Here is a 25195-nt window from a genome sequence, read left to right on the forward strand (position 1 = left end):
CACCCCCGGGGTATGAGGTCGACTCTGCTTACTTGGCTTCGAAGTCCTTGGTCTCCACGGTCGCCCACTTGCCATCGGCAACCTTGTAGACGGTCAGGACCTTCGAGGTGGTGTCGCCGTACTGGTCGAACGCGACCTTGCCGGTGACGCCGTCGAAGGAAACCTTGCTCATGGCATCGACCGTCGCCTGACGGGCCGACTCGACGTCGCTGGCGTCCTTCAGCGAGGTCTTCAGCGCCGCGATGATGGCGTTGGCCGCGTCGTAGGAGTAACCGCCGTACGCCGCGTACGGCTCCTTGTAGCCCTGCGCGTTGTAGTCGGCGACGAACTTCTTCGCCGACTCCAGCGAGTCCACCGGCGCGCCGACCGAGGTCGCCAGGTCGTTGCCACTCGTCTTGCCGGCCAGGGTGATGTACTTCGGGTCGTAGATGCCGTCGCCGCCCATCAGCGGGACGTTCAGCCCGGCAGCCTTCATCTGCTGCGAGAGCGGGCCGGCCTGCGGGTACTCACCGCCGTAGTAGACCGCCTGCGGGGCGGACGGCTTGATCGCCGAGATCACGGCCTGGTAGTTCGAGTCGTCCGGGTTGATGGTCTGGGCCGCGACGACCTGACCACCCAGCTTCTTGAACTCCTCGGTGAAGGTGCCGACCAGACCCTGGCCGTACGCCTTCTTGTCGTGGATCGTGGCGACCTTGGTGATCTTGGCGGTCTCGTACAGGTAACGGGCCGCGAACGGACCCTGGACCGCGTCGGTGGTGCAGGTGCGGAAGTACGTCGGGTACGGCCGCTTGGGGTCGGTCTGCCAGTTCGCGCCCTGGGTCAGACCCGGGCCGGTGTTGGCCGGCGAGACCTGGGTGATCTTGGCCGTGGCGAGCACCGGCTGGACCTGCTGGCTGACGCTGGTGTTCAGCGTGCCGACGACGCCGATCACGTCCTTGTCGCCGGCGAGCGCGGTGGCCGCGTTCTTACCGGGGTCCGGCTTCGCCTCGTCGTCCTTCGGCACGACCTCGAGCTTCCAGCCCGGGATCGCGTTGGAGTCGTTGGCCTGCTTCACGGCCAGTTCGACCGAGTGCTGGATGCCCAGTCCCAGCGCCGACAAGTCTCCTGACAGAGGCGCGATCACGCCGATCTTGGCAGTCTTCGTCGATCCTCCGGAGTCCCCCCCGGAGTCGTCGCCACTGCGTGAGCCGCAGGCAGTCAGGGCCAACGACGCAACGATCAGCGACGCGCCGACCCTTACTACGGAACGCTGGTGCACTGTTCCTCCCATGTCTGGATAGTCCGGGAAACCCGGACTCCCGCGTTTCCCGCGAGCACCGGCAGGTTAGACCTCAGCAAGCTCTTCCGGCGATGTCACGGAGCGTGTGTTGTGAGGTCGTTACAGCGGTAAGGCGCATGGGGATCAGTGATTGCTGTACGTGCGCTCAGCCGGATGAGCGGAGAGTGATTCAGTCACTACCGCCAGCCTCGTCAACGACCAACTCCGCGACCTGCCGCATGGAAACTCTTTTGTCCATGGCGGTTTTCTGGATCCACCGGAACGAGTCCGGCTCGGACAATCCGAACTTGGTCTGCAGGATCGACTTGGCCCGGTCGACGAGTTTGCGGGTCTCCAGCCGCTCGGCCAGGTCGGCGACCTCGCGCTCCAGCTCGGCGAGCTCGACGTACCGGGAGGCGGCGATCTCGATCGCGGGCAGCAGGTCGGCCTTGGAGAACGGTTTCACCAGGTATGCCATGGCACCGGCGTCCCGCGCCCGCTCGACCAGCTCGCGCTGGGAGAACGCGGTCAGCATCAGCACCGGCGCGATCCGCTCGCCGGCGATCCGCTCCGCCGCGCTCAGCCCGTCGAGCTTCGGCATCTTCACGTCGAGGATGACCAGATCGGGGCGATGCTCGGTCGCCAGCCGGATGGCCTCTTCCCCGTCGCCCGCCTGCCCGACGACGTCGTACCCCTCTTCGGCCAGCATCTCGGCCAGATCCATCCGGATCAAAGCCTCGTCCTCGGCGATCACCACACGCTTAGCAGTCACACCCCACACCTTATCGAGCCCCTGACCTGGTCGTACCGCTTGCCGTCGGGCTGACGAGTATTCGGGGTACTCGGCAACAATCTTCCGCTGCCAGGGCAGCCTGATGTGGCCGCGGATGCTTCCGCCGAGCTCGAGCTGACGTGAGCCATGCACCATGGCCGCGGAGGCCGCGGACAATTTGTGCCGGGTGTGGGATTCGAACCCACACGCCCTTGCGAGCAACGGATTTTGAGTCCGTCGTGTCTGCCATTCCACCAACCCGGCGAGGTCGCAGGAGAACTCTAACGGTTCACCGGCCTGTTCCGCTCATCCACCCCCGCCGCCTGCCGAGCGTGTTGCCCACCGCCACACCCGCGACTCTCCGTGACCAGGCGCTCGACCGGCTCCACAGGACGTCCCCAGCACCTCCCCGAAGAGGAACCCCTCACCACCGCCGTACGCGCAGGCGGGCGGTCAGTTGACCGCCCGCCTCAGCCACAGCTCTCAAATCTGTTCTGGTTCCTGTTACGGGTTGGGGGTTCGGTAGGCGGGGGCGATGCCCTCAATGGCGTCGCCCATGCGGTGGACCCGGAGGGCGTTGGTTGAGCCGGGGATGCTGGGTGGGGAGCCGGCGACGATGACGACCAGGTCGCCCTTGTTGAGTTTGCCGAGCTCCAGGAGGCGCTGGTCGACCTGGCGGACCATCTCGTCGGTGTGGTCGACGGTGGGAACGATGTGCGTCTCGATCCCCCAGACGACGCTGAGCCAGGAGCTGACCGACGGGACCGGCGTGAAAGCGAGCACTGGGATCTCGGTGCGGTAGCGGGCCAGCCGGAGTGCGGTGTCACCGGACTGGGTGAAGGCCACCAGGTACTTCGCCTCGAGCCGCTCGGCCACGTCCGCGGCGGCCCGGGCGATCACGCCGCCCTTGGTCCGCGGCTCCCAGTCGATCTCGGCCACCCGGCCGAGTCCGTGGTCCTCGGTCGACTCCACGATCCGGGCCATCGTCCGGACGGTCTCGATCGGGAACCGGCCGACGCTGGTCTCACCGGACAGCATCACCGCGTCGGCACCGTCCAGTACGGCGTTCGCGACGTCGGACGCCTCGGCCCGGGTCGGCCGCGGCGCGGAGATCATCGACTCCAGCATCTGGGTGGCGACGATCACCGGCTTCGCGTTCAGCCGGGCCTGGTCGATGATCAGCTTCTGGACCAGCGGGACCTCCTCGAGCGGGAGCTCCACGCCGAGGTCGCCGCGGGCCACCATGAACCCGTCGAAGGCGTCGATGATCTCGTCCAGGTTGGCGACCGCCTGCGGCTTCTCGATCTTGGCGACGACCGGGATCCGCAGACCCTCCTCGTCCATGATCTTGTGCACCAGCTGGATGTCGGCCGCGTCCCGCACGAACGACAGCGCGATCATGTCGGCCGGCAGGTGCAACGCCCAGCGCAGGTCCTCGGCGTCCTTCTCCGACATCGCCGGCACGCTGACCGCGACACCCGGCAGGTTGATGCCCTTGTGGTTCGACACCGGTCCGCCGACGGTGACCCGGCAGACCACGTCGGTCTCGGTCACCTCCTCGGCGACCAGCGCGATCCGGCCGTCGTCGATGAGCAGCTGGTCGCCCGGCTTCACGTCACCGGGCAGGCCGTCGTACGTCGTACCGCAGATGGTCACGTCACCCGGCACCTCCCGGGTGGTGATGGTGAAGCGCTCCCCGTAGGTCAGCGTGGCCTTGCCTTCGGCGAACTCCGCCAGCCGGATCTTCGGGCCCTGCAGGTCGACCAGGATGCCGACGTTCTTGCCGGTCTCGGCCGCGGCGGTCCGGATCCGCTGATAGATGCGCTCATGCTCGGCATGGGCGCCGTGGCTCAGGTTCAGCCTTGCGACGTCCATACCTGCTTGGACGAGTTCCAGGATGCGCTCAGGGGCGGCCGTAGCCGGGCCGAGCGTACAAACGATCTTTGCGCGACGCACGTCACAAAACCCTACTCCTACAAACCACTGACCCCGCTGGTCCGCCCCCCTTACTGGACAGTTAACAGCTGATGACAACCAGGGCCGAAGCCTGAATCGTCAAGAAGGCAAGGGGGTGTAGGCGCCGACCGTGATGTCGCCGGTGAGTTCGGCGGTGACGGTCTGGAGCCCGATCGGCTGACCCTTCTGGTACGTGATCAGCGTGACCTCGCCCGGCCGCCGCAGCGTGTAGCCGAGGGCGAACGCGTACGCCGCTCCCCCGGTCGTGCCGTTCGTGTACGTCGTCACCGGACGGCCGTCGACGACCTTGCTCTCCGGGCCGACCTGCCGGTGCAGATGACCCGACAGCAGCAGGGTCGCGCAGCCCCGGGTGGCGGTGTCCGCGAACGACGACGGGTCGTGGACCACGAACGTCGAGATCCGCTTGTCCTCGGGCTGGTCGCAGGCGATGTCGGCCAGCCGCTGCGACTGCTCGGCGGTGGTCTCGTCACCCGGCTGGTCCGCACTGCCCAGTCCGGTCTTGGTCGGATCGCTGTCACCGAGGAACCGGATGCCCTCGACCTCGACCGGCTTGCTGTCCAGCACCGTGAAACCGTTCTTGCGCATCGCGTTCTCGACGTGCCCGCCGGCGTCGTGGTTGCCCGCGACGGCGACCACCTTGAAGTCCTTGAAGTGCTGGCGCAACGAGTTGATGCTGAACACCTCCCAGGACTGACCCGACGAGGTGTCGTCCCCGGCGTCGATCAGGATCTTCGCGCCGCCCGCCTTCGCCACCTCGGCGGCGAAGCCGTCGATGCCGATGTTGTCGTGCCGGTCGCTGACCTGGATCGCGACCTTCTGGTCTTCGCCGGGCTGATGGATCTCGCCGGCGACATCGCCGACCCGGTCCTTCAGCTGACCGTAGAACCGGGTGGATCGCTGGTACGTCTCGACCGCCGTCCGGATCACCCCGACCCCACCCGTGGTGGAGAACCCGGACGCCACCTCGACCCCTTGCAGCTGCGCGTCCAGCGGGATCTCCGGCAGCAACTCGGCGAGCGGGCGCCACTCGGTCGGCGGTATGTCGGCCGGCCGCATCCGGGCCGGGCCGAAGATCGACGCGATCGTGATCAGCATGGCGACCAGGACGACGATCGCGCGGTGCTCGAGGCGTCGTTCGTGCCGGTGCACCAGGTGCCACAGCTCGCGGCGGCGCCGGGTGCCGACCACTGCCCAGAGGGTGGCCACGACGACGACCACGAGCAGACCGGAACCGGCGCCGGCCAGCGCGTCGTCGACCGCCATGTCCCGCACCACCTGCTGGATCCGCGCGATCTCACCGTCGGGCTGGGAGGCGATCAGGGCGTCGCGGTTGATCAGGTCGGTCAGGTTGTCGGCGTCGGTCTCCTGGACGTCGATGTTGACGCCGAGGCCGAGCGGATTGTGGGCGGCGATCCGCAGCCGGGGCAGGACGGCGCCTAGGTCGACGGTGGCGTGCCCGTCGAAGGTCGGTGAGACGGTCGCCGCGTGGGCGCCGATCGTGACCCGCTCGGAGTCGTTGGCGAACGCGAACAGACCGACCGCGAGCGAGGTGACCAGCCAGAGCAGGGTGAGCGCGGCCCACGGCGCGATCGCACGGAGCCGAGCTCGGGTCACCAGGCGCGTAGCCACATTCCCAACCTATCGGGACAGACCACCTTGGGCACCGGCCAACCACACAACGTCACGGATTCCGGTTGGTGGGTGCCCAAGGTGGTACTGGTTCAGACCGCCAACGGCCGGGCGGTCGGAGGGATCGGGGTGGGGAGGGTGGACGAACCGGTGAGGTGGGTGTCCACGCCGTTCGCGCAGGACCGGCCCTCGGCGAGCGCCCAGACGATCAGCGACTGCCCGCGGCCGGCGTCGCCGCAGGCGAAGACGCCTTCGACCGAGGTGTGGTAGTTCTTGTCCCGCTGCACGTTGCCGCGCTCGTCCAGCTCGACGCCGAGCTGCTCGAGGAAGCCTTCACGCTCCGGGCCGAGGAAGCCCATCGCGAGCAGCACCAGCTGCGCCGGGATGGTCCGCTCCGTGCCCTCGACCGGGACGAACCTGCCGTCCTTGAACTCCACCTCGACCAGGTTCAGCCCGGAGACGTTGCCCTCGGCATCGGCCTCGAAGTTGACGGTGGAGACCGAGTAGACCCGCTCGCCGCCCTCCTCGTGCGCGGAGGCGACCCGGTAGATCATCGGGTACGTCGGCCACGGCTGCCCGGCCGGCCGGTCGTCACCCGGTCGTGGCATGATCTCCAGCTGGGTGACCGAGCGAGCACCCTGCCGGTGTGCCGTCCCCAGGCAGTCGGCCCCGGTGTCACCGCCGCCGATGATCACCACGTCCTTGCCAGTGGCAACGATCTGGTCGTCGACCCGCTGACCGAGCGCGACCCGGTTGGACTGCGGCAGGTACTCCATCGCCTGGTGGATGCCGCCGTACTCGCGGCCCGGCACCGGCAGGTCGCGGGCCGCGGTGGCGCCGGTGGCGATGACGACGGCGTCGTACCGCTGCTTGAGCTGGGTCCCGGTCACGTCCACGCCGACGTTGACGCCGGAGCGGAAGACCGTGCCCTCCTCCTTCATCTGCTGGATCCGGCGGTCGACCTGCAGCTTCTCCATCTTGAACTCGGGAATGCCGTACCGCAGCAGGCCGCCGGGCGCGTCGGCCCGCTCGTACACCGCGACGGTGTGACCCGCGCGGGTCAGCTGCTGCGCGGCGGCCAGGCCGGCCGGGCCGGAGCCGACGACCGCGATCGTCTTGCCGGTCAGCCATTCCGGCGGCTGCGGCCGGACGTCGCCGGACTCCCAGGCCTTGTCGATGATCGCGACCTCGACGTTCTTGATCGTCACCGGGTCCTGGTTGATCCCGAGTACGCATGAGGTCTCGCACGGCGCCGGGCAGAGCCGGCCGGTGAACTCCGGGAAGTTGTTGGTCGCGTGCAACCGCTCGATCGCGCTGGACCAGTCGTCGCGCCAGACCAGGTCGTTCCACTCCGGGATCAGGTTGCCCAGCGGGCAGCCGTTGTGGCAGAACGGGATACCGCAGTCCATGCAGCGACCGGCCTGCTTGGTGATGATCGGCAGCAGTGCCTTGCCGGGCCCACCGGGGTAGACCTCGTTCCAGTCCTTCACCCGCTCGTCGACCGGGCGCCGCTCGGCGACCTCGCGCCGGGTGGTCAGGAATCCCTTCGGGTCAGCCATCAGATGGCCTCCATCATCGCTCGCGTGGTGGCGTCCTCGTCCAGCCCGTCCCGCTCGGCGGCCGCCTTGGCCGCCAGCACCCGGGCGTAGTCGCGGGGCATCACCGTGGTGAACCTGGCGGCCGCGGCGGGCCAGTCGGCGAGCAGCTTGGCCGCCCGTTCCGATCCGGTCTCCTCGTGGTGCCGGCGGACCAGGTCGTGCAGCAGTTCGGACTCGTCCTCGGTCGGCGGGTGCAGGTCCACCAGCTCCGGGTTCACCAAGGTGTGGTCCAGGTCGAGCACGTGGGCCACGCCGCCCGACATGCCCGCCGCGAAGTTCCGGCCGACGGCGCCGAGTACGACGACGCGCCCACCGGTCATGTACTCGCAGGCGTGGTCGCCGACCGACTCGACGACCGCGGTGGCCCCGGAGTTCCGGACGCAGAACCGTTGCCCGACGCCACCACTGATGAACAGTTCGCCCGACGTCGCGCCGTACGCGATGACGTTGCCGGCGATGATCTGGTCGGCCGCGTCGAACCGCGCGTGCCGGTCCGGGCGGATCACCACGCGACCACCGGACAGGCCCTTGCCGACGTAGTCGTTGGCGTCACCCTCGAGCCGCAGCGTGACACCGCGCGGGACGAAGGCGGCGAACGAGTTGCCCGCCGATCCGGTGAAGGTCAGGTCGATCGTGCCGTCGGCCAGCCCGGCCGCCCGGTACCGCTTGGTGATCTCGTGACCGAGCATCGTGCCGACGGTCCGGTTGACGTTGCGGATCGCCAACTGCGCCCGTACCGGCTCGCCGCTCTCCAACGCGGGCTCGCAGATCCGGATCAGCTCGTTGTCGAGCGCCTTGTCGAGGCCGTGGTCCTGGCCGACGACCTGGTGACGCGACGCACCCTCGGGCAGCGCCGGCACGTGCAGGATCGGCGACAGGTCGAGCCCGTCGGCCTTCCAGTGGTCGACCGCGCGCTGGATGTCCAGCACCTCGGCGTGCCCGATCGCCTCGTCCAGCGACCGGAAGCCGAGCTCGGCCAGGTACTCGCGGACCTCCTCGGCGATGAACTCGAAGAAGTTCACCACGAACTCGGGCTTGCCCGAGAACCGCCCGCGCAGCACCGGGTTCTGGGTCGCAACGCCGACCGGGCAGGTGTCCAAGTGGCAGACCCGCATCATGATGCAGCCCGACACCACGAGCGGTGCGGTGGCGAAGCCGTACTCCTCCGCACCGAGCAGCGCCGCGATGACCACGTCCCGGCCGGTCTTCAGCTGGCCATCGGTCTGCACGACGATGCGGTCGCGCAATCCGTTCAGCAGCAGGGTTTGCTGGGTCTCGGCCAGTCCGAGCTCCCAGGGACCACCGGCGTGCTTCAGCGACGTCAGCGGTGCCGCACCGGTACCACCGTCGTGACCGGAGATCAGGACGACGTCCGCGTGGGCCTTCGAGACACCGGCCGCGATCGTACCGACACCGACCTCGGAGACGAGCTTCACGTGGATGCGCGCCTGCGGGTTCGCGTTCTTCAGGTCGTGGATCAGCTGGGCCAGATCCTCGATCGAGTAGATGTCGTGGTGCGGCGGCGGCGAGATCAGGCCGACACCCGGCGTCGAGTGCCGGGTGCTCGCCACCCACGGGTACACCTTGTTGCCGGGCAGCTGACCGCCCTCGCCCGGCTTGGCACCCTGCGCCATCTTGATCTGGATGTCGTCGGAGTTCGTCAGGTACTCCGCGGTGACACCGAACCGACCCGACGCGACCTGCTTGATCGAGCTCCGCCGCGCCGGGTCGTGCAGCCGGTCGGAGTCCTCGCCGCCCTCACCGGTGTTCGACTTACCGCCGAGCTGGTTCATCGCGATCGCCAGCGTGGTGTGCGCCTCGGCACTGATCGAGCCGTAGCTCATCGCGCCGGTGGAGAACCGCTTGACGATGGCACTGACCGGCTCGACCTCGTCGACCGGGATCGGCGCGCGGTCGCTCTTGAAGCCGAACAACCCGCGCAGCGTCATCAGCCGCTCGGACTGCTCGTCCACGCGAGCGGTGTACTGCTTGAAGATGTCGTAGCGACCGGTCCGGGTGCTGTGCTGCAGCCGGAACACGGTGTCCGGGTCGAACAGGTGCGGCTCGCCCTCACGCCGCCACTGGTACTCCCCGCCGATCTCCAGCTTGCGGTGCGCGGGCAGGATCCCGTCCGCCGGGTACGCGCGCAGGTGCCGACGGCGTACTTCCTCGGCGATCGTGTCCAGACCGACGCCGCCGATCCTCGACGACGTACCGGTGAAGTAGATGTCGACCAGGAGCGGGGACAGCCCGTTCGCCTCGAAGATCTGGGCGCCGGTGTACGACGCGACCGTCGAGACACCCATCTTCGACATGACCTTGAGCACGCCCTTGCCGAGCGACTTCACCACGTTGCGGACCGCCTGCTCGGGCTCGATCCCCGGCAGGTAGGTCCCGCGGCGGCACAGGTCCTCGACCGACTCCAGGGCGAGGTACGGGTTGATCGCGGCCGCGCCGTACCCCATCAGGAGGGCGACGTGGTGGACCTCGCGGACGTCGCCGGCCTCGATGACCAGACCGACCTGTGTGCGGGTCTTCTCCCTCACCAGGTGGTGATGAACCGCGGCGGTCAGCAGCAGCGACGGGATCGGTGCGCTGTCGGCGTTGGAGTGCCGGTCGGACAGCACCAGGATCCGGGCGCCGTCCTTGATCGCCGCGTCGGCCTCGGCGCAGATCTCGGCGAGCCGGGCCCGGAGGGCCTCGCCCCCGCCCTCGACGTCGTACACACCACGCAGGACCGTGGTGGCCAGGCCCGGCATGTCGCCGTCGAGGTTGATGTGCCGCAGCTTGGCGAGCTCGTCGTTGGTGATCACCGGGAACGGAATCACCACCTGTCGGCAGGACGCGGGGCTCGGGTTGAGCAGGTTCGACTCCGGGCCGAGACTCGACGACAGCGAGGTCACGAGCTCCTCGCGGATCGCGTCCAGCGGCGGGTTGGTGACCTGGGCGAACAGCTGTGCGAAGTAGTCGAACAGCAGCCGCGGCCGGTCGCTCAGGACGGCGATCGGCGTGTCGGTGCCCATCGAGCCGATCGGCTCGGCACCGGCCTTCGCCATCGGGGTGAGGATGACGCGGAGCTCCTCCTCGGTGTACCCGAACACCTGCTGGCGGCGGGTCACCGACGCGTGGCTGTGGACGACGTGCTCGCGCTCGTGCAGGTCCTCGAACCGGATCAGGCCGGCGTGCAGCCACTCGTCGTACGGATGCTCGGCGGCGAGCGCGTTCTTCACCTCGGAGTCGGTGATGATCCGGTGCGCGTCGACGTCGACCAGGAAGATCCGGCCCGGCTCGAGCCGGCCCTTCTCGGTCACGGTGGCCGGGTCGATGTCGAGCACGCCCGCCTCGGACGCGAGGACGACGAGGCCGTCATCAGTCACCCAGTACCGCGATGGCCTGAGGCCGTTGCGGTCGAGCACCGCGCCGACCTTGGTGCCGTCGGAGAAGACCACCGAGGCCGGGCCGTCCCACGGCTCCATCAGGGTCGAGTGGAACTCGTAGAACGCGCGCCGCTTCGGATCCATCGTGGTGGCGTTCTCCCACGCCTCCGGGATCATCATCAGCATCGCGTGCGGCAACGAGCGGCCGCCGAGGTGCAGCAGCTCGAGGACCTCGTCGAAGGACGCCGAGTCGGAGGCGCTCGGCGTACAGATCGGGTAGAGCTGCTCGAGGTCGCCGGGGATCAGGTCGCTGGACAGCAGCGCCTCGCGGGCGCGCATCCAGTTCCGGTTGCCCTGCACGGTGTTGATCTCGCCGTTGTGGGCGATGTACCGGTACGGGTGGGCCAGCGGCCAGGACGGGAACGTGTTGGTGGAGAACCGCGAGTGCACGATGCCGATCGCCGAGGCGAGATCGGGGTCGGTCAGCTCGGGGAAGAACTTGTCCAGCTGGTCGGTGGTCAGCATCCCCTTGTAGGTGATGGTCCGGCCGGACAGCGACGGGAAGTAGGTCTCGGTGTCCTTCTCGGCCCGCTTCCGCAGGCGGAACGCCATCCGCTCCAGCGCCAGGCCGAGCACCCGGCCGGCCTTCGCGGCGACGAAGAGCTGCTTGAACGTCGGCATCACCGAGCGTGCGGTCGCGCCGAGCAGATCCGGGTCGGTCGGGACGTCGCGCCAGCCCAGGACGGTCAGGTTCTCCTCGGCGGCGAGTTCCTCGATCCGGGCGACCGCCTTGGCGGCGTCGTCGGGCTCGGCGGGCAGGAACGCGATGCCGGTGGCGTAGCTGCGCTGCACCGGCAGGTCGAAGTCGCACACCTTGCGGTAGAAGGCGTCCGGGATCTGGATCAGGATGCCGGCACCGTCGCCGGAGTCCGGTTCGGCGCCGGAGGCGCCGCGGTGCTCGAGGTTGCGCAGGGCGGTCAAAGCCTTCGCCACGATGTCGTGGCTGGGTTCACCGGTCAGGGTCGCGACGAAGGCGACACCACACGCGTCGTGCTCGTGGCGTCCGTCGTAGAGACCCTCGCTCGGGAATGGGGGGCGACCATACATTCAGGGGCTCCCGTCGTCCTACGGTCAACAACTGGCCGCGGGACAACATTGGCCCAAGCCGGGAGTCCCGAGACTACCTCATGACGCCCGACAGATGGACTCCCGTCCCACCGTCACAACGCCCTCATCACCCACAGTAAGCAAGCGCTCACTACCAGCCCAATCTTCCCAGCAACCCCGCCCCAGAACCACCCGAATCCCCTGAAATTCACCTGCTGAGACGCGCGCGCTCTGACAAGCCACACCTATGCCCTGGCAGCCGCTCTAGGCCGCTTTGCGGGCTCCCCGGCGCGGAAGCGTCGTGGGATGCCAGGGACGTACGCCGGGACCGCCTAGCGCCCGTGGAGCGCTGTGACGGGTGGGCGATCACCTGGAGCGGTTCTTCAGGCTGGAGGAGGCGGTTAGCCACGCCTCGTAGAAGGTTTGGTAGGTGGGGTAGCGGGTGGTGGTGGCTTCCTGGAGGACGGCGTGGAGTGGGGGTGGGGGGTCGGGGAGGAGGACGAGGGCGGTTCGGGCCAGGACGTAGGCCGTGGTGCGGGTGTCGATGGGGGCGCCGAGGGAGTGTTGTTCGGGGGCCATGAAGCGGGTGGAGCCGAACATGCGGCCCATGGTGTTGCGGTAGGGACCGCGGTGGTAGGTGTCGAGGTCGATGACGGTGAGTCGGCGCGCGGCGAAGTCGTAGAGGAGGGCACCGTCGTAGAAGTCGCCCTCGACCCAGCCGGCCGCGTCGAGCTTCGCGTGCAGGGCGTAGAGCTCGTCGAGGGCAGTGAGGATCTCCCCCGGCGGGAGCGCACGGAAGCGTTGGTGTCCGCTGGACGGATTGTCTCGGTCATTGCCCAGGTGCTCGCCGTCGCGCCAGTCGTAGACCAGGAGCGGCCCGAACGGGGACTCGATCACGGCGTGCAGGGTCGGCAGTGTGGGGTGCGTGACGGACTCGGCCAGCCCCACGGCGTTGCGGAGGAGGGCGACCCGGCCGGCGAAGTCGAGGTACGGCGCGGTGTCCGTGGGGTCGCCGGCGGTCTTCACGAAGTACTTGTGGGCCGGGGTTCGGACACCGTAGGCGAGATTGCCGGAGTCCTGGGTGTCGAACCGGGCGAAGATGGTGCCCAGGTGGTTCAGGTAGGTGGACGGGAGTACGTCGATCTCGCCAGGGAACACGGGAGGAATCTATGACACTGCAAGACTTTCCGCGGTACCAATTGACGTTCGGGCCGAGCCCGGTGCATCCGCTGGATCGGTTGAGTGCGCACCTGGGTGGGGCGCGGATCTGGGCCAAACGGGAGGACTGCAACTCCGGGCTTGCGTACGGCGGGAACAAGACGCGGAAGCTGGAGTACCTGGTTCCGGAGGCGCTGGCGCAGGGGGCGGACACCCTGGTGTCGATCGGGGGCTACCAGTCGAACCACACCCGGCAGGTGGCGGCGGTGGCGGCGAAGGTCGGGCTGAAGGCAGTGCTGGTGCAGGAGAACTGGGTCGACTGGCCGGACGCGCTGAACGACCGGGTCGGCAACATCATGCTCAGCCGGATCATGGGTGCCGAGGTCCGGCTCGATCCGGCCGGGTTCGGGATCGGGTTCAAGGACAGCTGGAAGGAAGCCCTCGCGGACGTCGAGCGGCGCGGAGGTACGCCGTACGCGATCCCGGCGGGAGCCTCGGACCACCGGCTCGGCGGGCTCGGGTTCGCCAACTGGGCGTACGAGGTCGAGCAGCAGGAACGTGAGCTCGGCGTCTTCTTCGACACGATCGTGGTCTGCGCGGTGACCGGGTCGACGCAGGCCGGGATGATCGCCGGGTTCGCCGGGCAGGACCGGCCTCGGCGGGTGCTCGGCATCGACGCGAGCGCGAAGCTGCAGGAGACCCGCGACCAGGTCGGGCGGATCGCCCGCGCCACCGCGGAGCTGATCGAGCTCGGCCGGGACCTGCGCGACGACGAGATCACCGTGCTCGAGGGCTGGGCCGGCGACCGGTACGGGATCCCGGTGCAGTCAACGCTGGACGCGATCCGGCTCACCGGTCAGCTCGAGGGGATGATCATCGACCCGGTCTACGAGGGCAAGTCGATGGCGGGCCTGATCGACCTGATCCGGAACGGAGACATCCCGAAGGACTCCAACGTCCTTTACGCCCACCTCGGCGGCCAGCCTGCGCTCAACGCGTACAGCGGGCTGTTCACGCACTCTCAGCCGATACCGGGCCCGACCAGCGTTCCGACGAAGTAGGTGAGCCCCGCGGCCAGGCCGCCGAGGATCAGCTGGCGGAGGCCGGAGTACCACCAGGACCGGCTGGTCACCCGCGAGACGACCGCGCCGCAGACGAAGAGCGCGGTCAGCGACAGGATCAGGGCCGGTACGACGCTGCCCGCACCGAGCAGGTACGGCGCCAGCGGGATGAACGCGCCGACCGCGAAGCAGACGAACGACGACCCGGCCGCGAGCAGCGGGTTCGGCAGATCGTGGGGATCGATGCCGAGCTCCTCGCGGACGTGTTCCTCGAGCGCCTGGTCCGGGTCGGTGTGGAACTGCTTGGCGACCTTGCTGGCCAGGTCCGGGTCGAGGCCCTTGGCGCGGTAGGTCTCGGCGAGCTCGATCTCCTCGTCGATCGGGTGCTTCTGGATCTCCTTGCGTTCGACCTCGATCTCGGCCCGGGCGAGCTCGCGCTGCGACGCGACGGAGGTGTACTCCCCCGCCGCCATCGAGAACGCGCCCGCGGCCAGGCCGGCCAGCCCGGCCAGCACGATCACCTGTGAGCCGGACGTCGTACCGCCGTCCATGCCGGCGATCAGGGCGAAGTTCGAGACCAGGCCGTCCATGGCGCCGAAGACGGCCGGGCGCAGCCAGCCGCCGTTCACATCACGGTGGGTGTGATCTCCGTGATGCTCGGCAGAAACCTCGGGAAGCTCAGTCACGAGACCCATCTGATTCGGAACCGTTGGCCGCCTCGACCTTCGGTTTGTCGTCCGGTACGGCGTCCTTCGTCCCAGTATCGGCTGATTCGCCGGTGCTCGTCTGCTCGTCGCCGGTCGTCTCCGGTGTCGCCTCGCCGGCGGTGGGCTTGCCGGCGGCGGGGCCGGTGGTGAGGTCTTCCTGGCCGGGGTACTTGCGGGCGCTGATGATGAAGGCGACGACGGCCAGGACGAACAGGATGAGCGCGGTCCACACGTTCAGGCGCAGGCCGAGGAAGTGGTTCACGGTGTCGATGCGCATGTTCTCGATCCAGGCGCGGCCCGCGGTGTAGCCGGCCACGTAGAGGAAGAACGCGCGGCCGTGGCCGAGCTTGAAGCGGCGGTCGACCAGGATCACCAGCGCGACCACGCCGAGGTTCCAGATCGCTTCGTACAGGAAGGTCGGGTGGAAGGTGCCGAAGTCGGCGTACCCGTCCGGCCGGTGCTCGGGGGCGATCTCCAGGCCCCACGGCTTGTCCGTCGGCTTCCCGAACAGTTCCTGGTTGAAGTAGTTGCCGAACCGGCCGAACACCTGCGCCAGCGCGATCCCCGGCGCCATCGCGTCCGCGACCGCCAGGAACGGCACCTTGGCCCGCCGGCAGGCGATCCAGGCGCCGAGCGCGCCGAAGCCGACCGCACCCCAGATGCCCAGGCCGCCGTGCCAGATCTTCAGCGCGTCGATCGGGTGCCGGCCCGCGCCGAAGTACAGCTCGGCGTCGGTGGCGACGTGGTAGATCCGGGCCCCGACCAGCCCGAACGGGATGGCCCAGAACATGATGTCGGCGAGCACGGTCGGCGAACCGCCGCGGGCGACCCAGCGGCGGCGGCCGAGCCAGTAACCGGCGAAGATGCCGGCCAGGATGCACAGCGCGTACGCGCGGATCGGCAGGCCGAGGACGTGCCAGACACCCTGGCTCGGGCTGGGGATGAACGCCGGAACCATCACGGCGGGAATCAGACTAGACATGGCAAAGGGGAACGCTACTCGACCGTCCCCACCGCGACCAGAAACTCATGGTCACGATGGGGACTCAACGAGTCAGCTCGCGATCGCGTCCACGGCCTTCTGCAGGCCGTCAGCGGTCAGCTGGCCGGTGTCCAGCTGCTGGTCGTTGACGTAGACCGTCGGCGTCCCGGTCACGCCGCGGTCGTCCGCGGCCTTCGAGACGGTGTCCAGCCAGCCGGCGTAGGTGTTGTCCCGCAACGCCTGCTGGAACTTCGCGTCGCCGATGTCCAGCTGCTTGCCCAGCTCGATCAGCTGGTCGGTGGTCCACGACTTGGAGAAGTCGCCGTACATCTCGTCGGCGTACGTCAGCGCCTTGCCGTTCGCGGCCGCGGCGGCGAACGCGTTGGCCAGCCGCGGCGAGGCGTCCGGGTTGACGAAGGCGAGCGGCCAGTAGGTCAGCGTCGCCGTACCGTCCTCGACCAGCTTGTCGATGGTCGCGCCGGTCGACTCCTCGAACTCCGCGCAGTGCGGGCAGCGGAAGTCCAGGTACAGGTCGATGTGCGCCTTGGCGCCGGCCTTGCCGACGGTGACGCCCTTGCCGGACGTGCCCGGTCCGGTGATCACGGCCGGCTCCGGCTTCCCGTTCGAGGTCACCTCGACCTTGGAGTGCCCGCGCCAGTACTGCACCCCGACGCCGCCGGCCAGGGCCAGCACCAGGACGATGACGACGACGATCCCCGGCGTGATCCGGCGCTTCGGCGGCTGCACCAGCGGATTCACGGGGGCATTGGTCTTGCTCACGACGCGGTGACTCCTGTCCGGGGGGACGACTCGGTACTCGGTTCGGGCTCGAGGGCGAACTTACTGGTGGGGTGCCACCACAGCCAGGCTGCCAGCACCAGCAAGCCGACGTCCCGCAGGATCTCCTGCAGGTACTTCGTCTGCCCCGGGGCGACCTGTCCACCGCCGCCGAAGCAGCCGCAGTCGATCGCCAGACCGCGGGCCCAGGCGGAGGCCACCGCGGCGATGAACACCACTAGGAAGACACCTGCCGCCACCGCGGCGGCGCGGACACCGAAACCGACGATCAACAGCAATCCGATCGCGATCTCCAGGAACGGCAGCCCCCAGCCGACCGGTGCCGCCAGCGACGCCGGCAGCAGTTCGTACGCGCGGACCGCCTGGGCCGCCGTCTCCGGGTCGGTCACCTTCAACGCCCCCGCCACCAGCATCACGCCGCCGAGCGCGAGCCGGGCCGCCAGGGAGACCCAGGCGAACCACGGCCGTCGCGTCACCTTCACTGGTTGTCCTCCACCAGCTTCCCGAAGTCGTGGGCCAGGTCGCCGATGGCGGCGTTCGACAACCAGAGCACGTTCGCCTTGTCATTCTTGCCGAAGCCGATCACCTGCGCACCGTGGCCGACCTCGTACCCACCGGACGGGAGCTTCTGCATCCCTTCCACCGGGACGCCGACGGCCTTCGCGATGTCCTTGATCGACGTCAGCGAACCGGTCAGACCGACGAACGACGGGTCGAACCGGTCCAGGTACTTACGGATCACCGGGCCGGTGTCCCGGGACGGGTCGGTGGTGATGAACAGCAGCTGCACCTGGTCGCGCACCGACTGGTCCAGCTTGGTCAGCGCGGACGCGACATCGGCCATCACCGTCGGGCACACGTCCGGGCAGTTCGTGTAACCGAAGAAGACCAGCGTGACCGGCTTCTTGGTCGAGGTGACCAGGTTGAACGGGTTCCCGCCGGTGTCGGTCAGGGTGGCCGCCGGCATCGAGTACGGCCGGTCCAGCGTCGCCCCGCGCAGACCGTTCGGGTCCTGGGTGGTGCGGATGATCGCACCGCCGGGGTTGTCCGCCTTCTCTTTGCTGCCGCCACTGCAGCCCGCGAGGGCGAGCAGAGCCACCGCGGCCAGCAGCAGGGCCGCGTTTCGGGTTCGACTCACGGCGTGTCTAACGATCGGCGGCGGCACTGGGTTCCCTGCGGACGCCTTCGGCAAGGCTTTCGGTGAGCTTTCGCACACCGGCCGGGCCGCCGTCCTCGAGCGCCTTGACGAGGGCCGCGCCGACGATCGCCGCGTCCGCGAACGCCGCGACACCGGCCGCCTGGTCCGCGTTGGAGATCCCGAGACCGACGCCGACCGGAAGGCCGGTGGCCGCCTTGGTCCGCACGACCAGCGGCGCCGCCAGATCCGACGGCTTGTCCCGCGCGCCGGTGACACCCATCACAGCGGTCGCGTAGACGAAGCCGCGGCAGTTGGCCGTGGTCATCCGGATCCGCTCGTCGGTCGACGACGGCGAGACCAGGAACACCTTGTCGAGGTCGTTCTTGTCCGCGGCCGCGATCCACTCCGCGCCCTCGTCCGGGATCAGGTCGGGCGTGATCAGGCCCGCTCCCCCGATGCCGGCGAAGTCGGCGGCGAACCGGTCCACGCCGTACCGCTCGACCGGGTTCCAGTACGTCATCACGAGCACCGGCACGTCGGAGTACGCCGCGATCTTCTCGACCGTGCTGAGCACGTCGCGGGTCCGCAGCCCACCGGCGAGCGCGGCCTCGGTGGCGCGCTGGATGGTGACGCCGTCCATCACCGGGTCGCTGTACGGCAGGCCGATCTCGACCACGTCGACGCCACCGTCGATGAGTGCCTTGATCCCGTCGACACCACCGTCGTACGTCGGGAATCCGGCCGGCAGGTACCCGATCAGGGCACCGCGGCCGGCGTCGTTGGCCGCCCGGATCGCGGCTCCGGCCTTGCCCAGGGCAACCAGCTCACTCATCACGCGCTCCGTCGATCAGGCCGAACCACTTGCTCGCCGTGTCCATGTCCTTGTCCCCGCGACCCGACAGGTTCACCAAGATGGTTGCCTCCGGCCCCAGTTCCTTGGCGATGTCGAGCGTGCCCGCGACCGCGTGCGCGGACTCGATCGCCGGGATGATGCCCTCGGTCCGGGACAGCAGCTTGAACGCCTCCATCGCCTCGGCGTCGGTGATCGGCCGGTACGACGCCCGGCCGGTCTCGGCCAGCCACGCGTGCTCGGGCCCGACCCCGGGGTAGTCCAGCCCGGCCGAGATCGAGTGCGACTCGATCGTCTGCCCGTCCTCGTCCTGCAACAGGAACGACCGCGCACCATGCAGTACGCCGACCTGCCCGGCGGTGATCGTGGCCGCGTGCCGGCCGGTCTCGAACCCGTCGCCGCCCGGCTCGATGCCGTACAGCTTCACGGCCTCATCGGGGATGAACGCGGTGAACAGGCCGATCGCGTTCGACCCGCCGCCCACGGACGCGACCAAGGCGTCGGGGAGCTTGCCCAGCAACTCCAGCGACTGCTCCCTGGCCTCGTCGCCGATCCCGCGAACGAAGTCACGCACCATCGCCGGGAACGGGTGCGAACCGGCCGCCGTACCCAGGATGTAGTGGGTCTTGTCGACGCTGGCGACCCAGTCGCGCAGGGCCTCGTTGATCGCGTCCTTCAGCGTCCGGCTGCCGGTCTTGACCGAGATCACCTCGGCGCCGAGCAGCTTCATCCGGGCCACGTTCAGCGCCTGCCGCTCGGTGTCGACCTCGCCCATGTAGACCACGCACTCGAGGTCCAGGTAGGCGCACGCGGTCGCGGTCGCGACGCCGTGCTGGCCGGCGCCGGTCTCGGCGATCACCCGGGTCTTGCCCATCCGCTTGGTCAGCAGGGCCTGGCCGATCGCGTTGCGGATCTTGTGCGCGCCGGTGTGGTTGAGGTCCTCGCGCTTCAGCAGGATCCGGGCACCGGCCACGTCGGACAACCGGGTCGCGTCGTAGAGCAGGCTCGGGGCGCCGATGTACTCGCGCAGCATCCGCTCGAACTCACCGGTGAACTCCGGGTCGGCCATGGCTTCGCGCCAGGCCGCGGTGAGTTCGTCGAGCGGCGCGATCAGCGCCTCCGGCATGAACCTGCCGCCGAAACGGCCGAAGTGCCCGAGCTGGTCGGGCAGCACAGTACTCATCCGACAAACCTTCCAAAACCCGGCTCTACAGCGCGGGAGAGTGTCCGTCCCGGAGCCGTTTGGACCGGCCGGGTCTAGTGCCGCTGCTGGATGGCGGGGTGCGATCCGGCGGCGACGAGGTCGGCGACCGAGGCGCGGGGATCGCGGCCGGTCACCAGGGTTTCACCGACGAGGACGACATCGGCCCCGGCGCGCGCGAACTCGATTACATCATGCGGGCCGCGAACGCCGGACTCCGCCACCCGGACCAGGTTCGACGGGATCGACGGCGCGACCCGGGCGAAGGTGTCCCGGTCGACCTCGAGGGTCTTCAGGTTCCGGTTGTTCACGCCGATCAGCTGCGCTCCGGCGTCCACCGCACGCCGGGTCTCCTCCTCGTCGTGCACCTCGACCAGCGGGCACAGGCCGATCGAGTGCGCGCGCTCGATCAGCGAGACCAGGGCCTCCTGCTCCAGCGCCGCGGCGATCAGCAGCACCATGTCGGCGCCGGCCGCGCGGGCCTCCCAGAGCTGGTACGACGAGACGATGAAGTCCTTGCGCAGGACAGGGATGTCGACCCGGCCACGGACCGCGCGCAGGTCGTCCAGGCTGCCGTTGAACCGGCGCTTCTCGGTCAGCACCGAAATCGCCGCCGCGCCACCGCCCTCGTACTCACCGGCGAGTGCGGCCGGGTCGGTGATCTCGGCCAGGTCGCCCTTCGACGGGCTGGACCGCTTCACCTCCGCGATGATCGCGATCCCGTCGCCGCGGAACACCGGCATCGGGTCCTTGGCGTCGGGCTTGCGCTGCGCCTCCAGCTTCAGGTCGTCCAGGCTGACCCGCGCCTGGCGCTCCGCGAGGTCCTCCCGGACCCCCGCGAGAATGTCGTCAAGCACAGTCATGTCCGTCCGCCCCTCAGTGGTCGCCGTCGGCCGGGACCCCGAACCCCAGCAGCTGCATCACCTTGCCGGTCAGCGCGCCCAGCAGGGCGATCGCGACCGAGATCCAGAACAACACCCAGTTCGGACCCAGCACCATCGCGATCGCGCCGAGCGTGAACGCGATCAGCACGATGGTCACGGCGGTCCAGGCCGCCGGGCTGTTGCCGTGCAGATCGTGGGGAGCCTCCTCGCTCACCCGCGTCGCTTGATCCGCTCCTTGGTCAGCCACCGTATTGTCCATGTTTGGCGCCACTCCTCGTTGTCGTCCCGTCCTATTGTGGCGGTAGCCCGCCGCGATCAGAGAGTCGGGTCCTCCCCGGCGTCGATCGCCTTCCACTGATCGGCCCCTCGGTCCGGTGCCGCGGCGGCCGGATCACGCTCGTACCGTGCTGTCGGCCGGCGCCAGCGACCCGCTGTCAGCAAGGCGATCAGGCCTGCTGCGACCAGCGCGAGTCCCCCGGCCAGCGCGAACCAGGGCGCCGGCCCACCGTGCAGCGTGACCCGGTCGGTGACCGCCTGGCTCAGCTCGGGACGGATGCGGCTCAGCTCGTCCACGTCCGGCCGAACTCGCAGCGCCACGGCGATCGCGGCGGCACCCATCAGCAGCACCAGTGCACCCAGCACGCGACGCAATGCTGTCCCGGCCAGTTTCGTAACGACGATCGCGACCACCGACGCCAAAGCGAGGGTCACCGGTGCCTTGGTGACTGTGTAGCCGTTGAAGTCCACGACCGGCCGCCCGCTGCCCGGATCGGCCGACGACCACGTCAGGTACGCCGACAACCCGAGCAGCACCAGCGCCGCCAGGGCGAGGACGTCGACCAGTCGTTGTGGCTTCATACGTCGCTGAACGTTCCTGCGACGGCGATCGCGTTGAGTACGGCGGCCGCCTTGGTCCGGCACTCCGCGTCCTCGGCGGCCGGGTCGGAGTCGGCGACGATCCCCGCGCCGGCCTGCACGTACGCCGTGGAGCCGCGCAGCACCGCGGTCCGGATCGCGATCGCGGTGTCGGCGTCACCGGCGAAGTCGAGGTAGCCGACGACACCGCCGTACACCCCGCGGCGCGTCACCTCGAGCTTGTCGATGATCTCCATCGCCCGTGGTTTCGGTGCCCCGGACAAGGTTCCGGCCGGGAACGCGGCGGTGAGCGCGTCGAACGCGGTCTTGCCGGCCGCGAGCTGTCCGGTGACGGTCGACTCGAGGTGCATCACGTGGCTGTAGCGGCGGACGTCCATGAAGTCGACCACCTCGACCGTGCCGGGCGCGCACACCCGGCCGACGTCGTTGCGGCCGAGGTCGACCAGCATCAGGTGCTCGGCGCGTTCCTTGGCGTCGGCGCGCAACTCCTGCTCGAGCGCGTGGTCCTCTTCGGGCGTGGTGCCGCGGCGGCGGGTGCCGGCGATCGGGTGCAGGATCACCTTGTTGTCGGTGACCTTGACCAGCGCCTCGGGGCTCGAGCCGACGATGTCGAAGCCGTCCAGGCGGACCAGGTACATGTACGGGCTCGGGTTCGAGCGACGCAGCACCCGGTAGATGTCGAGCGCGGACGCCGTGGTCTGCAGCTCGAACCGCTGGGAGACGACGATCTGGAACGCCTCGCCGGCCCGGATCTCCTCCTTGGCGTGCTCGACGGCCTCCCGGTACTCCGCGCTGGAGCGCTGCCGGTACGGGTCCGGCTCCGCGGTCCGGTCCGCGCGGACGACGTACGACGGGGTCGGCCGGGCGAGATCGGCCTCCATCGCGTCCAGCCGGCGGACGGCGTCGGCGTACGCCTCGTCGACGCGCTCGTCGGAGTCGTCCCAGTTGACCGCGTTCGCGATCAGCCAGATCTCGCCGGTCTCGTGGTCGAGCGCGGCCAGGTCGGTGGCGAACAGGAAGGTGAGCTCGGGCAGGCCGAGGTCGTCGGTCGTTGTGTCCGGCAACCGCTCCAGCCGGCGGACCGCGTCGTACCCGAGGAAGCCGACCATGCCGCCGGTCAGCGGCGGCAGGCCCGGCAGCCGGGGCGTGTGCAGGATCTCCAGCGTCTCGCGGAGCGCCCGCAGCGGGTCACCGGTCTGCGGCAGGCCGACCGGCGGGTTGCCGGTCCAGATCGCCTCGCCGTCGCGCTCGGTCAGGGTCGCCGCGGAGCGGACGCCGATGAACGAGTAGCGCGACCAGACGCCGCCGTTCTCGGCCGACTCGAGCAGGAAGGTGCCTTCACGCTCGGCGGCGAGCTTGCCGTAGACGCCGATCGGCGTCTCCGCGTCGCCGAGCAGCCGGCGCGTCACCGGGATGACCCGGCGGTCCTTCGCGTACTCACGGAAGGTCTCGATGTCGGGTGAGTTCACGGCTTGACCTCGATCTCGCCGTTCTCGAAGCAGCTGCGGGTGCCGGTGTGGCAGGCCGGGCCTTCCTGGTCGACCAGGACCAGCAGCGTGTCGGCGTCGCAGTCGACGAGGATCTGCTTGACGTGCTGACGATGGCCGCTGGTCTCCCCCTTGACCCAGTACTCCTGCCGGCTGCGGGACCAGAACGTGCTCCGCTTGGTCTCCGCGGTCCGGCGGACCGCCTCGGCGTTCATCCAGCCCACCATCAGGACCTCGCGCGTGTCGTATTGCTGCACCACCGCCGGGATCAGCCCGGCCGCGTCGAAGGTCAGCTCGTCGATACTCACTCACCCATTGTCGCCGATCCAGGGTTGCCTTCTGACCACGCCCTCGTCCTGCGAGGATGGACCGATGACGCGGATCGACGAACTGCTACGTGACCACCCGGTGATCGACGGCCACAACGACCTGCCGATCGCGTTCTACGAGTTGTGCGGCTACGACCTGGACGCGCACGACCTGAGCGGCTCGGTGCCGGGGCTGGACACGGACCTGCCCCGTCTCCGGGCGGGGCACGTCGGCGCGCAGTTCTGGTCGCTCTGGGTGCCGCAGGACGACCACTCGGTACGGCGTACGTTCGAGCAGCTCGACTTCGTCCGGCGGCTCGTGGAGCGCTTCCCCGCGGAGCTGCAGCTCACGTCGTCGGCCGACGAGGTGGAGACCGCGATCAAGGCCGGGCGGATCGCCTCGCTGATGGGCATGGAGGGCGGCCACTCGATCGGTGAGTCGCTCGGCGTGCTCCGGGTGATGCGGTCACTGGGCGTGCGGTACATGACTCTGACGCACAACAACAACGTGTCCTGGGCGGACTCGGCCACCGACGAGCCGGTGCTCGGCGGGCTGAACGACTTCGGCGAGGAGGTCGTCCGGGAGATGAACCGGATCGGCATGCTGGTCGACCTCTCGCACGTCTCCGCGGACACCATGCGACACGCGCTGCGGGTGACCAGCGCGCCGGTGATCTTCAGCCACTCGTCGGCCCGCGCGATCTGCGACGTACCGCGGAACGCCCCGGACGACGTGCTCGAGACGCTGGCCGGCAACGACGGCGTCTGCATGGTGACGTTCGTGCCGTACTTCGTCTCCCAGGCGTACGTCGACTGGGTCGCCGGCGCCCGCGAGGCGGAGCCGGACCTGAACCCGCTGAACCCGGCGGACCAGGCCAAGCTGACCGACTCCTACGACGTGCCGAAGCCCGTCGTCACGCTGGAGGACGTGGTCGAGCACGTCGAGCACGTCCGCGGGATCGCCGGCATCGACCACATCGGGATCGGCGGCGACTACGACGGCTGCCCGGAGTTTCCTACCGGGCTGACCGACGTCGCGTCGTACCCGGCCCTGTTCGGGGCCCTCGCCGACCGCGGCTGGAACGACACCGAGCTGGCGAAACTTGCCGGCGGCAACATCCTCCGCGTGCTCCGCGCAGCCGACGACGCTGCCGCCTAGGCGTTGCGGTGGACGTCCCGGATCTCGGGACGTGGCTCGAAGCCGGCGGACTGGTAGGTGGCGACGGCGCCGACGTTGAAGGCGGGGGTGCACACGATCGCGCTGGACGACCCCAGGTCCTGCAGCGCACGCGCGGCGGCGATGGTGATCGCCTGGCCGTAGCCGCGGCCGCGGTGGAGCCGGTGGACGCCCATCGGCTCCAGGAGACCTGGCCGTCCCTCGCCCGCCGACCACACGGTCACGGCCGCAACGGACTCGCCCAGCTCGTTGCGGGCGACGAGACAGCGGGCGTCGGCGTACGGCTCGCCGTCGGCCATCGCATGCCAGCGCGCATCGGTGAACGTCGAGCCGTCGAACGACGCCCGCTGGACGTTGGTCCGCTCGTGCGCCTCCTCCGCGCCGATGACGTCGACCCGGACGCCGGGATCCGGCACCGGCTCGCTCAGGTCCCGCTGCAGCGGCACCCACGGCTCGCCAGCCTCCCAACCGTCCTTGAACAGCAACTCCTGGACCAGCGCGTCGTTCGGGGCGTCGACATACACCTTGCCCTCGATCAGTACGCCGGTCTCCGGTGCGGACACGTCCTCCACCAGGCGCTGCGCGAGCTCCTCGTCGCGCAAGGTGCCCGGCGCGAACGCGACCCGCAGCAGGTCCGGCTCGTCGAGCAGACCGACGGCAACGATCTCGCCGTCCCGGCTCCAGGTCCGGGTCGCGGCCGCCGTCTGCTCGCCGCCGAACCGCCAGAACCAGCCGAGGTCGCCCGGATGCAGCTGCATCGGGCCGTCGTCGGACTGCCACTCCCGCAGCGCCCGCACCACCGCGCCCAAGCCATCGATGTCCGGTGTCCCCAAAGCAATCGCCATACCCC

Annotated in this window: 22 protein-coding genes and 1 tRNA gene; 2 read left to right on the plus strand and 21 right to left on the minus strand. The window is 69.3% G+C overall.

The window, feature by feature from the left end; translation table 11 throughout:
* Nucleotides 1–28 precede the first annotated feature (28 nt).
* From ACZ6O0_RS18460 to ACZ6O0_RS18495, 8 genes are all read right to left on the minus strand, one after another.
* Nucleotides 29–1270, minus strand: coding sequence for a branched-chain amino acid ABC transporter substrate-binding protein (locus ACZ6O0_RS18460; RefSeq protein ID WP_465766118.1), 1242 nt, complete (start codon nucleotides 1268–1270; stop codon nucleotides 29–31).
* Between the two features lie 178 nt (nucleotides 1271–1448).
* Nucleotides 1449–2039, minus strand: coding sequence for an ANTAR domain-containing response regulator (locus ACZ6O0_RS18465; protein WP_465766119.1), 591 nt, complete (start codon nucleotides 2037–2039; stop codon nucleotides 1449–1451).
* Nucleotides 2040–2211: 172 nt separating this feature from the next.
* Nucleotides 2212–2294: transfer RNA gene (locus ACZ6O0_RS18470), tRNA-Leu, on the minus strand.
* A gap of 240 nt (nucleotides 2295–2534) precedes the next feature.
* Nucleotides 2535–3986, minus strand: a complete 1452-nt coding sequence (gene pyk / locus ACZ6O0_RS18475) for a pyruvate kinase (RefSeq protein ID WP_465766120.1) — start codon at nucleotides 3984–3986, stop codon at nucleotides 2535–2537.
* A 99-nt stretch (nucleotides 3987–4085) separates the two neighbouring features.
* A complete protein-coding gene (locus ACZ6O0_RS18480) occupies nucleotides 4086–5636 on the minus strand; it encodes a metallophosphoesterase family protein (protein ID WP_465766121.1) in 1551 nt (516 codons plus the stop codon).
* A gap of 92 nt (nucleotides 5637–5728) precedes the next feature.
* Complete coding sequence (locus tag ACZ6O0_RS18485) at nucleotides 5729–7195, minus strand: glutamate synthase subunit beta (protein WP_465766122.1); 1467 nt, start codon at nucleotides 7193–7195, stop codon at nucleotides 5729–5731.
* Entirely contained in the window at nucleotides 7195–11718 is a 4524-nt protein-coding gene (gene gltB / locus ACZ6O0_RS18490; protein WP_465766123.1) for a glutamate synthase large subunit, read from the minus strand. The genes ACZ6O0_RS18485 and gltB overlap by 1 nt, the downstream gene beginning before the upstream one ends.
* 366 nt (nucleotides 11719–12084) lie before the next feature.
* Nucleotides 12085–12876, minus strand: a complete 792-nt coding sequence (locus ACZ6O0_RS18495; RefSeq protein ID WP_465766124.1) for a protein kinase family protein — start codon at nucleotides 12874–12876, stop codon at nucleotides 12085–12087.
* Between the two features lie 11 nt (nucleotides 12877–12887).
* On the opposite strand from ACZ6O0_RS18495, the gene ACZ6O0_RS18500 reads away from it, so the two are divergent.
* On the plus strand, nucleotides 12888–13937 hold the full coding sequence (locus ACZ6O0_RS18500; protein ID WP_465766125.1) for a 1-aminocyclopropane-1-carboxylate deaminase: 1050 nt from the start codon (nucleotides 12888–12890) through the stop codon (nucleotides 13935–13937).
* Here ACZ6O0_RS18500 and ACZ6O0_RS18505 read toward each other — a convergent pair.
* The 12 genes from ACZ6O0_RS18505 to hisI form a co-directional block, all read right to left on the minus strand.
* Entirely contained in the window at nucleotides 13898–14623 is a 726-nt protein-coding gene (locus ACZ6O0_RS18505) for a VIT1/CCC1 transporter family protein (RefSeq protein ID WP_465766126.1), read from the minus strand. The genes ACZ6O0_RS18500 and ACZ6O0_RS18505 overlap by 40 nt on opposite strands.
* The gene (lgt, locus tag ACZ6O0_RS18510) at nucleotides 14616–15626 is read right to left on the minus strand and encodes a prolipoprotein diacylglyceryl transferase (RefSeq protein WP_465766127.1); all 1011 of its coding nucleotides are present in this window, start codon (nucleotides 15624–15626) and stop codon (nucleotides 14616–14618) included. Before lgt ends, ACZ6O0_RS18505 begins: the two co-directional genes overlap by 8 nt.
* 72 nt (nucleotides 15627–15698) lie before the next feature.
* Nucleotides 15699–16406 (minus strand): DsbA family protein, encoded by a 708-nt coding sequence (locus ACZ6O0_RS18515; RefSeq protein WP_465766128.1) that lies wholly within the window; start codon nucleotides 16404–16406, stop codon nucleotides 15699–15701.
* Nucleotides 16403–16906 (minus strand): MauE/DoxX family redox-associated membrane protein, encoded by a 504-nt coding sequence (locus tag ACZ6O0_RS18520; protein WP_465766129.1) that lies wholly within the window; start codon nucleotides 16904–16906, stop codon nucleotides 16403–16405. Before ACZ6O0_RS18520 ends, ACZ6O0_RS18515 begins: the two co-directional genes overlap by 4 nt.
* Nucleotides 16903–17562 (minus strand): SCO family protein, encoded by a 660-nt coding sequence (locus tag ACZ6O0_RS18525; RefSeq protein WP_465766130.1) that lies wholly within the window; start codon nucleotides 17560–17562, stop codon nucleotides 16903–16905. Before ACZ6O0_RS18525 ends, ACZ6O0_RS18520 begins: the two co-directional genes overlap by 4 nt.
* A gap of 7 nt (nucleotides 17563–17569) precedes the next feature.
* The gene (trpA, locus tag ACZ6O0_RS18530; RefSeq protein ID WP_465766131.1) at nucleotides 17570–18394 is read right to left on the minus strand and encodes a tryptophan synthase subunit alpha; all 825 of its coding nucleotides are present in this window, start codon (nucleotides 18392–18394) and stop codon (nucleotides 17570–17572) included.
* Complete coding sequence (gene trpB / locus ACZ6O0_RS18535; RefSeq protein ID WP_465766132.1) at nucleotides 18387–19595, minus strand: tryptophan synthase subunit beta; 1209 nt, start codon at nucleotides 19593–19595, stop codon at nucleotides 18387–18389. The genes trpA and trpB overlap by 8 nt, the downstream gene beginning before the upstream one ends.
* Before the next feature lie 74 nt (nucleotides 19596–19669).
* A complete protein-coding gene (gene trpC, locus ACZ6O0_RS18540) occupies nucleotides 19670–20476 on the minus strand; it encodes an indole-3-glycerol phosphate synthase TrpC (RefSeq protein WP_465766133.1) in 807 nt (268 codons plus the stop codon).
* A 13-nt stretch (nucleotides 20477–20489) separates the two neighbouring features.
* A complete protein-coding gene (locus tag ACZ6O0_RS18545; protein WP_465766134.1) occupies nucleotides 20490–20744 on the minus strand; it encodes an HGxxPAAW family protein in 255 nt (84 codons plus the stop codon).
* Nucleotides 20745–20812: 68 nt separating this feature from the next.
* Nucleotides 20813–21355 (minus strand): Trp biosynthesis-associated membrane protein, encoded by a 543-nt coding sequence (locus ACZ6O0_RS18550; protein ID WP_465766135.1) that lies wholly within the window; start codon nucleotides 21353–21355, stop codon nucleotides 20813–20815.
* Complete coding sequence (locus tag ACZ6O0_RS18555; RefSeq protein ID WP_465766136.1) at nucleotides 21352–22842, minus strand: anthranilate synthase component I; 1491 nt, start codon at nucleotides 22840–22842, stop codon at nucleotides 21352–21354. Before ACZ6O0_RS18555 ends, ACZ6O0_RS18550 begins: the two co-directional genes overlap by 4 nt.
* Nucleotides 22839–23168, minus strand: coding sequence for a phosphoribosyl-AMP cyclohydrolase (gene hisI / locus ACZ6O0_RS18560; protein ID WP_465766137.1), 330 nt, complete (start codon nucleotides 23166–23168; stop codon nucleotides 22839–22841). Before hisI ends, ACZ6O0_RS18555 begins: the two co-directional genes overlap by 4 nt.
* Before the next feature lie 64 nt (nucleotides 23169–23232).
* Between hisI and ACZ6O0_RS18565 the strand changes: the two genes are divergently transcribed.
* On the plus strand, nucleotides 23233–24327 hold the full coding sequence (locus ACZ6O0_RS18565; protein WP_465766138.1) for a dipeptidase: 1095 nt from the start codon (nucleotides 23233–23235) through the stop codon (nucleotides 24325–24327).
* On the opposite strand, the gene ACZ6O0_RS18570 is transcribed toward ACZ6O0_RS18565, so the two are convergent.
* Nucleotides 24324–25190 (minus strand): GNAT family N-acetyltransferase, encoded by an 867-nt coding sequence (locus tag ACZ6O0_RS18570; protein WP_465766139.1) that lies wholly within the window; start codon nucleotides 25188–25190, stop codon nucleotides 24324–24326. The genes ACZ6O0_RS18565 and ACZ6O0_RS18570 overlap by 4 nt on opposite strands.
* Nucleotides 25191–25195 lie beyond the last annotated feature (5 nt).

This window comes from Kribbella sp. NPDC048837 (genome assembly GCF_055586945.1).

What these genes read in the sequence shown, in the direction of transcription:
- ACZ6O0_RS18460 (WP_465766118.1), bottom strand. Translation starts at nt 1,270, where the DNA reads ATGGGAGGAACAGTGCACCAGCGTTCCGTAGTAAGGGTCGGCGCGTCG.
- ACZ6O0_RS18485 (WP_465766122.1), bottom strand. Translation starts at nt 7,195, where the DNA reads ATGGCTGACCCGAAGGGATTCCTGACCACCCGGCGCGAGGTCGCCGAG.
- gltB (WP_465766123.1), bottom strand. Translation starts at nt 11,718, where the DNA reads ATGTATGGTCGCCCCCCATTCCCGAGCGAGGGTCTCTACGACGGACGC.
- ACZ6O0_RS18500 (WP_465766125.1), top strand. Translation starts at nt 12,888, where the DNA reads ATGACACTGCAAGACTTTCCGCGGTACCAATTGACGTTCGGGCCGAGC.
- lgt (WP_465766127.1), bottom strand. Translation starts at nt 15,626, where the DNA reads ATGTCTAGTCTGATTCCCGCCGTGATGGTTCCGGCGTTCATCCCCAGC.
- trpA (WP_465766131.1), bottom strand. Translation starts at nt 18,394, where the DNA reads ATGAGTGAGCTGGTTGCCCTGGGCAAGGCCGGAGCCGCGATCCGGGCG.
- trpB (WP_465766132.1), bottom strand. Translation starts at nt 19,595, where the DNA reads ATGAGTACTGTGCTGCCCGACCAGCTCGGGCACTTCGGCCGTTTCGGC.
- trpC (WP_465766133.1), bottom strand. Translation starts at nt 20,476, where the DNA reads ATGACTGTGCTTGACGACATTCTCGCGGGGGTCCGGGAGGACCTCGCG.
- ACZ6O0_RS18550 (WP_465766135.1), bottom strand. Translation starts at nt 21,355, where the DNA reads ATGAAGCCACAACGACTGGTCGACGTCCTCGCCCTGGCGGCGCTGGTG.
- ACZ6O0_RS18565 (WP_465766138.1), top strand. Translation starts at nt 23,233, where the DNA reads ATGACGCGGATCGACGAACTGCTACGTGACCACCCGGTGATCGACGGC.
- ACZ6O0_RS18570 (WP_465766139.1), bottom strand. Translation starts at nt 25,190, where the DNA reads ATGGCGATTGCTTTGGGGACACCGGACATCGATGGCTTGGGCGCGGTG.